Annotated in this window: 12 protein-coding genes; 5 read left to right on the forward strand and 7 right to left on the reverse strand. The window is 53.6% G+C overall.

The window, feature by feature from the left end; all coding sequences use genetic code 11:
• Positions 1-234: 234 nt before the first annotated feature.
• The gene (locus FN082_RS09955; protein WP_235892118.1) at positions 235-1,797 is read left to right on the forward strand and encodes an MltF family protein; all 1,563 of its coding nucleotides are present in this window, start codon (positions 235-237) and stop codon (positions 1,795-1,797) included.
• 91 nt (positions 1,798-1,888) lie between these two features.
• Here FN082_RS09955 and ssb1 read toward each other — a convergent pair whose 3' ends face one another.
• The gene (gene ssb1 / locus FN082_RS09960; protein WP_004097799.1) at positions 1,889-2,416 is read right to left on the reverse strand and encodes a single-stranded DNA-binding protein SSB1; all 528 of its coding nucleotides are present in this window, start codon (positions 2,414-2,416) and stop codon (positions 1,889-1,891) included.
• 246 nt (positions 2,417-2,662) lie between these two features.
• Between ssb1 and uvrA the strand changes: the two genes are divergently transcribed.
• From uvrA to FN082_RS09975, 3 genes are all read left to right on the forward strand, one after another.
• Complete coding sequence (uvrA, locus tag FN082_RS09965; RefSeq protein WP_142981521.1) at positions 2,663-5,488, forward strand: excinuclease ABC subunit UvrA; 2,826 nt, start codon at positions 2,663-2,665, stop codon at positions 5,486-5,488.
• Positions 5,489-5,620: 132 nt separating this feature from the next.
• Positions 5,621-6,031 (forward strand): hypothetical protein, encoded by a 411-nt coding sequence (locus tag FN082_RS09970; RefSeq protein ID WP_142981522.1) that lies wholly within the window; start codon positions 5,621-5,623, stop codon positions 6,029-6,031.
• 2 nt (positions 6,032-6,033) lie between these two features.
• The gene (locus FN082_RS09975; RefSeq protein WP_139540829.1) at positions 6,034-6,351 is read left to right on the forward strand and encodes a hypothetical protein; all 318 of its coding nucleotides are present in this window, start codon (positions 6,034-6,036) and stop codon (positions 6,349-6,351) included.
• Between the two features lie 2 nt (positions 6,352-6,353).
• Here the strand turns inward: FN082_RS09975 and FN082_RS09980 are convergent, their stop codons facing one another.
• Both FN082_RS09980 and FN082_RS09985 read right to left on the reverse strand, forming a co-directional pair.
• On the reverse strand, positions 6,354-6,707 hold the full coding sequence (locus FN082_RS09980) for an MmcQ/YjbR family DNA-binding protein (protein WP_139540828.1): 354 nt from the start codon (positions 6,705-6,707) through the stop codon (positions 6,354-6,356).
• Positions 6,708-6,709: 2 nt separating this feature from the next.
• Complete coding sequence (locus FN082_RS09985; protein WP_142464662.1) at positions 6,710-7,126, reverse strand: secondary thiamine-phosphate synthase enzyme YjbQ; 417 nt, start codon at positions 7,124-7,126, stop codon at positions 6,710-6,712.
• Between FN082_RS09985 and FN082_RS29975 the strand changes: the two genes are divergently transcribed.
• The gene (locus FN082_RS29975) at positions 7,118-7,255 is read left to right on the forward strand and encodes a hypothetical protein (RefSeq protein ID WP_180349646.1); all 138 of its coding nucleotides are present in this window, start codon (positions 7,118-7,120) and stop codon (positions 7,253-7,255) included. The genes FN082_RS09985 and FN082_RS29975 overlap by 9 nt on opposite strands.
• Before the next feature lie 13 nt (positions 7,256-7,268).
• Here FN082_RS29975 and aphA read toward each other — a convergent pair whose 3' ends face one another.
• From aphA to dnaB, 4 genes are all read right to left on the reverse strand, one after another.
• Positions 7,269-7,982, reverse strand: a complete 714-nt coding sequence (gene aphA / locus FN082_RS09990) for an acid phosphatase AphA (RefSeq protein WP_142462570.1) — start codon at positions 7,980-7,982, stop codon at positions 7,269-7,271.
• A gap of 197 nt (positions 7,983-8,179) precedes the next feature.
• Positions 8,180-9,373 carry an aromatic amino acid transaminase gene (tyrB, locus tag FN082_RS09995; protein ID WP_142981523.1) on the reverse strand — a complete coding sequence of 398 codons (1,194 nt, stop codon included), beginning with the start codon at positions 9,371-9,373 and terminating at the stop codon, positions 8,180-8,182.
• Positions 9,374-9,581: 208 nt separating this feature from the next.
• The gene (gene alr / locus FN082_RS10000; protein WP_142981524.1) at positions 9,582-10,661 is read right to left on the reverse strand and encodes an alanine racemase; all 1,080 of its coding nucleotides are present in this window, start codon (positions 10,659-10,661) and stop codon (positions 9,582-9,584) included.
• 151 nt (positions 10,662-10,812) lie between these two features.
• Entirely contained in the window at positions 10,813-12,228 is a 1,416-nt protein-coding gene (dnaB, locus tag FN082_RS10005) for a replicative DNA helicase (protein WP_139540823.1), read from the reverse strand.
• Between the last annotated feature and the right edge of the window lie 50 nt (positions 12,229-12,278).

Consider the following 12,278-nt stretch of genomic DNA (forward strand, 5'->3'; position numbering starts at 1 on the left):
ATTGTAAAAATAAAAACATGAATCATATCCACATTAAAAAAACACAATTCAAACATATTATCTCCATAATTAATTAAATGGGTTTTATTTTATTATTTCAATATAAATACTGATCTTGTTAATTAATATCATAATTAAAATAGCAGATTTACCGAACCCCATACATGCTCTGCGGGCAGGCTAACAACCAGAAATTGACTAAAATAAGACAATCTCCCTGCGGAGTACCGCACCATGAACAGGTTGTCATTCTACCGTTACCTTGTCGGCTGGCTCGCCTGCCTTGCCGCCCTGCTATTCTTCACATCCGTTTACGCCGCTACTGAAAATAAACTGTCAGAACCAGAGGAACGCGAAGCTCTGGAGGTCAACGTTGACGACATGCTGCAGCCATGGAAGGGAGATTTACCAGGTATGCTCGACCGGCGAACGATTCGGGTATTAACCACTTACAGCAAAACCTTTTTCTTTATCAATAAAGGCACTCAGCGCGGCGCCACTCACGATATCTTTATGGAGTTTGAGCGCAGTCTCAACCAGAGCCTGGCAAAGGAGAAGAAGCTCAGACACCGTCATCTGAAGGTCCGTATCATCTTTGTCCCAGTTTCCCGCGACCAGCTCATCAGCGCGCTTAACGCCGGTAAAGGGGATATTATCGCCGCCAACCTGACGATTACGCCTGCACGTGAGCAGGAGATGACGTTTACCGCGCCTATCTACTCCCACGTTCAGGAGCTGCTGCTTTCCGGCCCCGGCGCCCCCAAAGTGGAAAACCTGCAACAGCTTTCCGGAAAAACGGTATTTGTACGTACTTCTTCAAGCTATTACGAAAGCCTGGTCGCCCTCAATGCCCGCTTTGCACAGCAATCACTGCCTCCCGTTATCATCAAACCGGCACCCGAAGCGCTGGAGGATGAAGACCTGATAGAGATGCTCAGCGCGGGCCTGATCCCATTGACCGTGGTCGATCGGCACAAAGCTCTATTCTGGAAACAGGTCTTCCCCAAAATTCAGGTTCATCAGGACATCGTTCTGCGCGACGAGGGCAATATCGGCTGGGCGGTACGTAGCAACAGCCCGCAGCTGCTCGCCTTGCTGAATAACTTTATCAATAAGAATCGCCATGGCAGCAAGCTGGGCAACACGATTCTGCTGCGCTATTTGAAGGATGCGCGATACGTTAAAAATGCGGCGGCGCAAAAAGAGCGGCGTAAGTTTCTGGAGATGGTCGAGATCTTTCGTAAGTACGGCGATCGCTACGACGTTGACTGGCTATTGATGGCGGCCCAGGGATATCAGGAGTCGCGGCTTAATCAGTCGGTGCGTAGTCACGTTGGCGCGGTTGGCGTTATGCAGGTAATGCCGAACACCGGCAGGGAGCTGAAGGTCGGCGATATTAAGCAGCTTGATCCCAATATCCATGCCGGGGTGAAATATATGCGCTGGATGATAGACCGCTACTACGGTGATGAGCCGATGACCCAGCTTGATAAGGCGCTGTTTTCCTTCGCCTCTTATAACGCGGGACCAGGGCGTATCGCACGCCTACGCGCCGAGACTAAAAAGCGCGGTTTTGACCCCAACGTCTGGTTTGGCAACGTAGAGTATCTGGCCGCCGAGAAGATCGGCTCCGAAACCGTCAGCTATGTCAGCAATATCTATAAGTATTACATCGCTTACCGGCTAATCGTGGATGAAATGGCGCGTAAGCAGCAGGCAACTGCGGAGTCAAAAAAAACAGGCCACCCCGGCAGTAAACACGCAAATTGTACCAGCCGCTCAGTAAACTACCGTTAAGCGGCTGCTTTTTAAAATAGAAAAAGCCCCAAACTGGGGCTTTTTCAAATATGTCGTCACAACATTTGATTTACAAAGCAAAACGGCGCACTTAGAACGGGATGTCGTCGTCAAAATCCATTGGCGGTTCATTAGAAGGTGCTGCCGGAGCCTGCTGCTGCGGACGAGACTGCGCGCCGCCGCTGAACTGGTTGCCGCCCTGCGGCTGCTGAGGCTGACCCCAACCACCCTGCTGCTGGCCGCCGCCTGCCGGTGCGCCCGCGCCCTGCTGACGACCGCCGAGCATTTGCATCGTGCCGCCAACGTTAACCACCACCTCGGTCGTGTATTTTTCCTGACCGGATTGGTCAGTCCATTTACGGGTACGCAGCTGACCTTCGATATAGACCTGAGAACCTTTACGCAGATACTCACCGGCGACTTCCGCCAGTTTGCCAAACAGCACAACGCGGTGCCATTCAGTCTGCTCTTTCATCTCGCCGGTCGCTTTATCACGCCAGGATTCGGAAGTAGCCAGCGTAATGTTGGCAACTGCGCCACCACTCGGCATGTAGCGTACTTCCGGGTCCTGGCCCAGATTACCGACGAGAATCACCTTGTTTACGCCTCTGCTGGCCATGTTTGTGTCTCCTGAATGCGTTTCTTAATAGTGTAAACGCGCGAGTGTACCATTTCCAGGTGGTCTTTTGATAGCTGCGAAGAAGCTTCCAGATATCTCTCGCGGTCTGACATTTTTACATATCCCATCGGAAAATGCATTCTAATACTGTATATTCAAACAGGTTAAATTGTGTCATAATTAGCCGTTTCTGCCGTTTGTCCTTCTAACAAACCAGGCAATCCGCGTATCTACCGGGAAAGGTGAATGGATAAGATCGAAGTTCGGGGCGCCCGCACCCACAATCTCAAAAATATCAACCTCGTTATCCCGCGCGACAAACTTATTGTCGTCACCGGGCTTTCGGGTTCAGGCAAATCCTCACTGGCTTTCGACACCTTGTATGCCGAAGGGCAGCGTCGCTACGTTGAATCGCTCTCCGCCTACGCGCGGCAGTTCCTGTCGCTGATGGAGAAGCCAGACGTCGATCATATTGAAGGGCTGTCGCCAGCGATTTCCATTGAACAGAAATCCACGTCCCACAACCCCCGCTCGACGGTAGGTACGATTACCGAAATTCACGACTACCTGCGTCTGCTGTACGCTCGCGTCGGCGAACCGCGCTGCCCGGACCACGATGTCCCGCTGGCGGCGCAAACCGTCAGCCAGATGGTCGACAACGTGCTCTCTCAGCCTGAAGGCCAGCGCCTGATGCTGCTGGCGCCAATCATTAAAGAGCGCAAAGGCGAGCATAACAAAACGCTGGAGAACCTCGCCGGACAGGGCTATATCCGCGCCAGGATCGATGGCGAAGTCTGCGATCTCTCCGATCCGCCGAAGCTGGAACTACAAAAGAAACACACCATTGAAGTGGTTATCGACCGCTTTAAAGTGCGCGAAGATCTCAGTACCCGGCTGGCCGAATCTTTTGAAACTGCGCTGGAGCTCTCCGGCGGCACCGCTATCGTCGCCAATATGGACGACCCGAAAGCGGAAGAGCTGCTGTTCTCCGCCAACTTCGCCTGTCCGATTTGCGGCTACAGCATGCGCGAGCTGGAACCGCGCCTGTTCTCCTTCAACAACCCGGCTGGTGCTTGCCCAACCTGCGATGGCCTCGGCGTACAGCAATATTTCGACCCTGAACGCGTCATTCAGAACCCTGAACTGTCGCTGGCGGGCGGGGCGATTCGCGGCTGGGATCGGCGTAATTTCTACTACTTCCAGATGCTGAAATCGCTGGCAGAACATTATGAATTCGATGTTGAAGCGCCCTGGGGCACGCTAAATGCCAACGTACAGAAAGTTGTCCTGTACGGCTCAGGCAAAGAGAATATTGAATTCAAATATATGAACGATCGTGGCGACACCTCAGTGCGTCGCCATCCGTTCGAAGGCGTGCTGCACAATATGGAACGCCGTTATAAAGAGACGGAATCCAGCGCAGTACGTGAAGAGTTAGCCAAATTCATCAGCAACCGTCCGTGCACCAGTTGCAACGGCACTCGTCTACGCCGCGAAGCACGACATGTATTCGTGGAAAATACGCCGCTGCCGACCATCTCGGACATGAGCATCGGCCACGCAATGGACTTCTTCAATAACCTGAAGCTCTCCGGCCAGCGCGCGCAAATTGCCGAGAAAGTGCTGAAAGAGATTGGCGATCGTCTGAAATTCCTCGTTAACGTCGGTCTGAATTACCTGACCCTTTCCCGTTCGGCGGAAACTCTTTCCGGCGGTGAAGCTCAGCGTATCCGCCTCGCCAGTCAGATCGGCGCAGGCCTGGTCGGCGTGATGTACGTGCTAGATGAGCCCTCTATCGGCCTGCACCAGCGTGATAACGAGCGCCTGCTCGGCACCCTGATCCACCTGCGTAATCTCGGTAATACCGTTATTGTCGTCGAGCACGATGAAGATGCCATTCGCGCAGCGGACCACGTGATTGATATCGGCCCTGGCGCCGGTGTGCACGGCGGCCAGGTCGTGGCCGAAGGTAAGCTGGAAGATATTATGGCGGTGCCGGAATCGCTGACCGGCCAGTTTATGAGCGGTAAACGCAAAATTGAGGTACCGAAACAGCGCGTACCCGCCAATCCGGAAAAAGTGCTGAAGATGACCGGCGCGCGCGGCAACAACCTGAAAGACGTGACGCTGACGCTGCCAGTGGGCCTCTTTACCTGCATCACCGGCGTATCCGGCTCGGGTAAATCGACGCTGATTAACGATACGCTGTTCCCGATCGCACAGCGCCAGCTTAACGGTGCAACCATCGCGGAACCCGCACCGTACCGCGACGTTCAGGGGCTGGAGCACTTCGATAAAGTCATCGACATCGACCAGAGCCCCATTGGCCGGACGCCGCGTTCCAACCCGGCAACCTACACTGGCGTCTTTACGCCGGTCCGTGAACTGTTTGCGGGTGTCCCTGAATCACGCTCGCGCGGCTACACGCCGGGACGTTTCAGCTTTAACGTACGCGGTGGTCGCTGTGAAGCCTGTCAGGGCGACGGCGTAATCAAAGTCGAGATGCACTTCCTGCCGGATATCTACGTGCCGTGCGACCAGTGCAAAGGCAAACGCTATAACCGCGAAACGCTGGAGATTAAGTACAAAGGCAAAACAATTCATGAAGTGCTGGATATGACCATCGAAGAAGCGCGGGAGTTCTTCGATGCCGTTCCGGCGCTGGCGCGTAAGCTGCAGACCCTGATGGATGTCGGTTTGACCTATATTCGCCTTGGTCAGTCGGCGACCACGCTCTCCGGCGGTGAGGCCCAGCGCGTGAAGCTGGCGCGCGAGCTTTCCAAGCGCGGGACCGGGCAGACGCTGTATATCCTTGATGAGCCCACGACCGGTCTGCATTTTGCCGATATTCAGCAACTGCTGGAAGTTCTGCACCAGCTACGCGACCAGGGCAACACCATCGTGGTGATTGAGCACAACCTGGATGTCATCAAGACGGCTGACTGGATTGTCGACCTTGGGCCGGAAGGCGGTAGCGGCGGCGGGGAAATCCTCGTTTCCGGTACGCCGGAAACGGTCGCCGAGTGCGAAGCTTCATATACTGCTCGCTTCCTCAAACCAATGCTGAAGTAATCTCATCTGCCTCTTCTCATCGCGGGAAGAGGCATCATTTCATCTCATTTTTCCTGCTGATATTTTGTGATTTGCAACCGGGCAGCATCTGTCATCAGATAGCGACCACGGCCATAAATTGCAGGATGCATCATGTCTTTAAAGCACGGATTTTATCGCTACACCCTCAGTGCAGCATTGTTTGTGATTACCGCCTGCAGCTGGGTGGGTAGCTACAACAGCTCTGCGCACCAGCAGTTACTTATGCTGGAACAGCTTCATTTGCAATTTATCAGCGATGCGGCGGCGGTACCGGTTGATAAGCCGTTGCTAAGACAAGAGGATATCCAGATTCGTCAGCTCTTCAGCCTGGCGTTAAGCGATAGCGATGCACTCAGGCTAAATAACCTGCACGTGCTGGAGCAAAACTACCAGCGGCTATATGCGCATATATCCAGCCGGGATACCGCGCTGACGCCTTTCGAAGCCGGCGTTCTGACGCAACAAACGGAGAATCTTTATCAGCAGGCCATCAACGGCGAACAACAGCGCTCAGGGAAATAAGTATGTCCAACATAGAAGAATTAAGCGCCCAATTCATCGGTACCGGTGTTAATACAACAGAGTGGTTGCAGCTGATAAAAGAGATCGTCAACGATGACGACAGCGGTATTCGCGACGCCGGGACACTCACGCTTCAGGCATTACAGGAGAATGCCCGCGGCTGGTTAACCCAGGACGACCTGATTTTATTGCTGCAAGGGCAGCGCGATATCGCCAGCATTCGCGCCAACAACGAGCGTATCGCAATGCAGACGCATCTTCAGTCCACGCTGCTTCGCCTGTTTGATATTACGCTGCTGGCGCTGCTGGGTAGAATTTGATGTTATGACAACAGCTTACGCTTGTTTTCGGGAAGCGTATCAAGCGCCTGCTGATATGAAGCATCAACGAGATAATAAATTTGAGAATCAGGCAGGGAGCCATCAAGAAACACCGTACTCCAGTGGGCTTTATTCAGATGTTTGCTGGGGCGAACGTCACGATGCTGTTGGCGCAACAGTTCCGCAAGCTCGGGGCTGGTCTTTAACGATACCGCAGGCCGATTGTCCTCTACCTCTTTTACCATCGCAAACAGTACGTCAGCCGCTTTTATCTGCGTCGCCTTCCAGTCGCTATGTACGCTTTGTTCCGCGCCCGGTTTCGCCATGCAGTACAGCAATAAATCCGAAATTGTCATTTTTATTCCCCCATAAGCGTCGCGATGATGTGGCGCGATCCGCCGTGAATACGATGTTCCCCTAACCAGATACCCTGCCAGGTCCCTAGCCTCACGCGCCCATCACGAACGGGTAGCATCAGCGATACGCCCAGCATCGACGACTTAATGTGCGAGGGCATATCATCAGGACCTTCATAATCGTGTTCATACGGCGCGTTATCCGGTATGGCATTAAGAAAATACTGTTCCATATCGTAGCGGACGGTCGGATCGCAGTTTTCGTTTAGCGTCAGGGAAGCCGATGTATGCTGGAGCAGCAAATGCAGCAGGCCAGTTTTTACCCGCGACAGTTCGCGGATTTGACCGAGAATTTCATCAGTGACCAGGTGAAAGCCCCGAGATTTCGGGCCTAACGTCAGGGTTTGCTGATGCCACATAAACAGCTCCTTTTACCAATGAATCTTCCTAAGTGTGCAGCAATAAGCGAAAAGGTAAAACCTCTGGCACATTATTTTGCACAAAAAAACGGCAGCGTACTGGCTACCGTTTTAGCGATGTATGATTAAGCCATCGGGCAGCTTAATATTCTGAATTCACAATCACCTCTTCCCCCTGAGCGCCCGCCATCGGCAGAGGCTTATAGGAGGAGTTTGATGCCCTCAGAATGCGGATCCCGCGCGCACCAACCTCGCGGGCAGCGGAGATATCGTTATCTGAATCGCCGTAGAAGATTTTAATGCCCTTCTCCTGCAGCCACTGCGTTTTGGTATTCTGGCCAGGTTTATCGCCTGCAAAAATAACCGGATTCATATTCGCGGCCGGGATGAGGAAATCATCCTGCAAGGTTTTAGATACCGTTTCAGTTTTGGTCTGACTGCGGCCAGTGACGAAAAAAACACTATCGCCGCGCTTCACGTGCATCGCAATCAACTGGCGAGCCACCTCTTTCGGCATACTGAATTCATCCCAGCCGTTGTTCATTTTTTCCCAGAACTCCGGGTTTTTTAGATAATCATCGCTGCCAGGAGAATAGGTTTTCTGCCCGCGCCAGAAGCCAGGGCTGGAAAACAGAACCGTATCATCAATGTCAAAGCCAACGGCCATCGGCTGACGCCCCAACAGGCTATTTTCAATCTGAGCCACGGAAACCCAGTGGATAGGCGCCTGTTCAGCGAGTTTCGCCATATTTGTGCCCGTCCACAGCGGCTGCGGAGTGGAGGCGCGTGCAACGACGGAGCTATTTAGCGTGAACAGTAAGCAGACGGCCCCAAAGGCCAGGGTGATCTTGCGCATATTTTTCCCTAAATAATCGAATCGTTATTATTTTCAATAATGTGTGTGCTTATTAATGCATCAAGACCTTAACCCCCACTGGCGCGGATAGGAAGGTTTTTCTACTCAGATGTCATATAAAAAGAGAATGATCACACTTCAGGAAGGGAATTGCCCTCGCCAAAATATTGGCAAGGGCAAAAGCGGTCAGTAAAAACTTATATTACGGCAGCAAATGCCTGCGCCACGCGCTGGACGTTTCGTGAATTCAGCCCCGCGACGCACATACGGCCGCTGGCTATCAGGTAGACACCAAATTCATCGCGCAGACGATCAACCTGGGCTGCGCTAAACCCGGTGTAGCTAAACATTCCGCGTTGCTTAAGCAGATAATCAAAATTACCGCCCGGCACCGTATCTTTGAGCACGTTAACCAGTTCCTGACGCATAGCCAGAATACGGGTACGCATCCCTTCAACTTCTGCCAGCCATGCAGCTTTCAGTTCGCTGTCGCCCAGAACCGTAGCAACCACCTGCGCGCCAAAGTTTGGCGGGCTGGAGTAGTTACGACGGACGGTCGCCTTCAGTTGCCCCAGCACACGACTGGCGGTTTCTGCGTCTTCACAAACGATCGACAAACCACCTACGCGCTCGCCGTACAGGGAGAAAATTTTCGAGAAGGAGTTGCTGACCAGCATTGGCATCCCGGCGTTCGCAATGGCGCGGATAGCGTAGGCATCCTCTTCGATTCCAGCACCAAAGCCCTGATAAGCGATATCCAGGAAAGGAATCAGATTACGCGCTTTCAGCACCTTAACCACTTCATCCCACTGAGCGTCACTGAGATCGGCTCCGGTCGGGTTGTGACAGCACGGATGCAGCAGCACAATATCGCGCTCCGGCAGCGTGTTAATTTTTTCCAGGAAATCCTCGAAACGCACGCCATTGGTTTCATCATCAAACCAAGGGTAAGTACTCACTTCGAATCCGGCCCCTTCAAATATGGCGATGTGATTTTCCCACGTCGGATCGCTAACCCATACGCGTGCCCCTGGGAAGTAACGTTTCAGGAAATCAGCGCCCACTTTCAGCGCGCCGGAACCGCCCAGCGTTTGAATAGAGGCTACGCGATTTTGCGCCAGCACTGGATGGTCAGCACCGAATAGCAGCGGCGCTATAGCGTGACGATAGGTATTAAGTCCTTCCATCGGCAAATAGAGCGAAGCGCCGTGCGGCTGGGCATTCAGGCGAGCTTCCGCTTCGGCAACCGCCTGTAGCTGTGGAATAATCCCGTCTTCATTGTAATAGAGACCGATGCTGAGATTTACTTTGTCACTACGCGGATCTTCTTTGAAACGCTCCATCAGGGAGAGAATGGGGTCGCCAGCGTAGGCGTCAACTTTCTGAAACACGTGATGTTTCTCCAGGTTTACATGAGGCAAGTCATAACACAATAAACCGGATGCGAAGGAAGATCGAGAGGATGTTGGTGGATAAAACGGACCAGAGAGGGTCTGACACAACAGAGTCGATGTCCTTCCCGGGTTGCGGCGTAAACGCCTTACCCGGGATACCCAACGGCACTAACCTGTAGCCGGGGAAAATAAAAATATGTAGAAATTAATCGACGTACTTCATCGACACCCGTGAAGTCAGGCGCGTGATAAGTTCGTAACCACTTACTTTTGTGATCTCAGCAATGCGCTCGACGGGCAAACCTTCACCCCAGAGCACAACCGGGTCGCCAGCTTTGTCCTGCGCTTGCGGCCCCAGGTCGACGCAAATCATATCCATCGCCACGCGCCCGACAATGGGGACTTCGCGGCCATTAACCAGCACCGGCGTTCCGGATGGCGCAGCACGCGGATAACCGTCGCCGTAGCCCATCGCGACGACGCCTAAACGCGTATCACGCTCGCTAATCCAGGTTCCACCATAACCAACCGGCTCACCGGTTTTATGCTCGCGGACCGCGATCAGGCTGGAGGTCAGGGACATGACCGGCTGGCAGCCAAAATCTGCACCAGTAGACTGATTTTCCAGCGGCGATACGCCGTAAAGAATGATCCCCGGACGCGCCCAGTCGAAGTGCGACTGCGGCCACAGCAGAATCCCACCAGACGCGGCGATAGAGCGCAGCCCCGGTTTACCCTCTGTGAAAGAAGTAAAGATATCCAGCTGACGTTCAGTCGCACCGCACTCAGGCTCATCCGCCCGAGCAAAGTGGCTGACGACGTTGACCGGCTGGCGGACGTTTTTGCACTGGCTAAGGCGCTGATAAAAAGCCTCTGCCTGTTCCGGCAGAACGCCGAGTCGATGCATCCCGGTATCCAGCTTCATCCACACGGTCACGGGTTCGGGTAAATCAGCCTCTTCCAGCGCCGCCAGCTGTTCCGGGCTATGTACCGCCGTCTGCAGGCGCTGGGCGGAGATCACCGGCAGATCGGCGGCCTCAAAGAAACCTTCCAGCAACAGGATCGGCTGGGCGATGCCGCCCGCGCGCAGGCGCAAGGCCTCTTCGAGACGGGCGACGCCAAAGGCATCGGCGTCAGGGAGCGTTCGCGCGGTCTCAAGAAGACCGTGTCCGTAAGCGTTCGCTTTCACCACCGCAACCAGTTTGCTGGCAGGCGCCAGTTCGCGTAGACGTTGCAGGTTGTGTCGCAGAGCGCGGCGGTTAATGACTACAGTTGCCGCTTGCATTTGAATTCCTTGGGTTATTTGTCTCAAATTTGGCGTTATTGTTGCAGCGAGTTTGGGTGCGGCCAGCGCGCAGCCACCGGAGCGTACTGAAGTACGTGAGGATGGCGAGCACTGCCCAATCCCAAAATCGCAAATAAAATAGCCAAATTACTTACTCGTCGTCGTATTGTGGACCGGCATAGTTATCAAAGCGCGACCACTGACCGTTAAACGTCAAACGTACCGTCCCGATGGGGCCGTTACGCTGTTTACCAATAATAATTTCGGCGATGCCTTTTAAATCACTGTTCTCGTGATACACCTCATCACGATAGATAAACATGATTAAGTCAGCATCCTGCTCGATGGAGCCGGATTCACGCAGGTCCGAGTTGACCGGGCGCTTATCCGCACGCTGTTCCAGAGAGCGGTTAAGCTGCGACAGTGCGACCACCGGGACATGCAGTTCTTTGGCCAGCGCCTTCAAAGAGCGGGAAATTTCGGCGATTTCCAGAGTACGGTTATCGGAGAGCGACGGCACGCGCATCAATTGCAGGTAGTCGATCATGATAAGACCGATACCATCATGTTCACGGGCAATACGGCGCGCGCGGGAGCGCACTTCCGTTGGCGTCAGGCCGGAGGAGTCATCAATATAGATGTTGCGTTTTTCCAGCAGGATCCCCATGGTGCCGGAAATCCGCGCCCAGTCTTCGTCATCCAGCTGACCGGTTCGAATACGAGTCTGGTCAACGCGCGACAGCGAGGCCAGAGAACGCATCATAATCTGTTCCGAGGGCATCTCAAGACTGAAGATTAAGACCGGCTTATCCTGCAACATCGCCGCGTTTTCAACGAGGTTCATTGCAAAGGTCGTCTTACCCATTGATGGACGCGCGGCGACGATTATCAGGTCCGACGGCTGAAGACCGGCGGTCTTTTTGTTGAGATCGTCATAGCCGGTGTTAACCCCGGTAACGCCGTCATGCGGCTGTTGAAATAGCTGCTCAATACGCGCGACTGTGGCATCCAGCACGTCGGCGATATTTTTGGGGCCTTCATCTTTATTGGCGCGGCTTTCGGCGATCTTGAAGACTCTGGACTCAGCCAGATCGAGCAGATCTTCACTGGTGCGGCCCTGTGGATCGAAACCCGCTTCGGCAATCTCATTGGCTACCGAGATCATTTCGCGTACTACCGCCCGTTCGCGAACAATATCGGCGTATGCGCTGATGTTCGCTGCACTTGGCGTATTTTTCGATAATTCCGCCAGATAGGCGAATCCGCCGACGCTGTCCAGTTGCCCCTGACGCTCCAGCGATTCCGCGAGCGTAATCAGGTCAATCGGGCTTCCCGACTCCTGCAGGCGCGCCATTTCGGTAAAAATATGGCGATGCGGGCGGGTATAAAAATCTTCCGAAACAACGCGTTCGGCAACGTCGTCCCAGCGTTCGTTATCCAGCATTAAACCGCCCAACACCGACTGTTCCGCTTCAATCGAGTGCGGCGGGACTTTCAACCCATCGAGCGGATAGTCTCGCACGCGGGGTTCAGTCTGTGGTTTGTTGAAGGGTTTATTTCCTGCCATAGTGAATGGAGTTACCGAGATAGTGAATGGGTCGAAAGATTACCACATTT

It is taken from the genome of Klebsiella spallanzanii (assembly GCF_902158555.1).
GTDB lineage: Bacteria > Pseudomonadota > Gammaproteobacteria > Enterobacterales > Enterobacteriaceae > Klebsiella > Klebsiella spallanzanii.

Bases quoted from the DNA above. Each gene is read 5' to 3' on its own strand.
- FN082_RS09955 (WP_235892118.1), top strand. From the start codon at position 235: ATGAACAGGTTGTCATTCTACCGTTACCTTGTCGGCTGGCTCGCCTGC.
- ssb1 (WP_004097799.1), bottom strand. From the start codon at position 2,416: ATGGCCAGCAGAGGCGTAAACAAGGTGATTCTCGTCGGTAATCTGGGC.
- uvrA (WP_142981521.1), top strand. From the start codon at position 2,663: ATGGATAAGATCGAAGTTCGGGGCGCCCGCACCCACAATCTCAAAAAT.
- FN082_RS09970 (WP_142981522.1), top strand. From the start codon at position 5,621: ATGTCTTTAAAGCACGGATTTTATCGCTACACCCTCAGTGCAGCATTG.
- FN082_RS09975 (WP_139540829.1), top strand. From the start codon at position 6,034: ATGTCCAACATAGAAGAATTAAGCGCCCAATTCATCGGTACCGGTGTT.
- FN082_RS09980 (WP_139540828.1), bottom strand. From the start codon at position 6,707: ATGACAATTTCGGATTTATTGCTGTACTGCATGGCGAAACCGGGCGCG.
- FN082_RS29975 (WP_180349646.1), top strand. From the start codon at position 7,118: ATGCCACATAAACAGCTCCTTTTACCAATGAATCTTCCTAAGTGTGCA.
- FN082_RS09985 (WP_142464662.1), bottom strand. From the start codon at position 7,126: ATGTGGCATCAGCAAACCCTGACGTTAGGCCCGAAATCTCGGGGCTTT.
- aphA (WP_142462570.1), bottom strand. From the start codon at position 7,982: ATGCGCAAGATCACCCTGGCCTTTGGGGCCGTCTGCTTACTGTTCACG.
- alr (WP_142981524.1), bottom strand. From the start codon at position 10,661: ATGCAAGCGGCAACTGTAGTCATTAACCGCCGCGCTCTGCGACACAAC.
- dnaB (WP_139540823.1), bottom strand. From the start codon at position 12,228: ATGGCAGGAAATAAACCCTTCAACAAACCACAGACTGAACCCCGCGTG.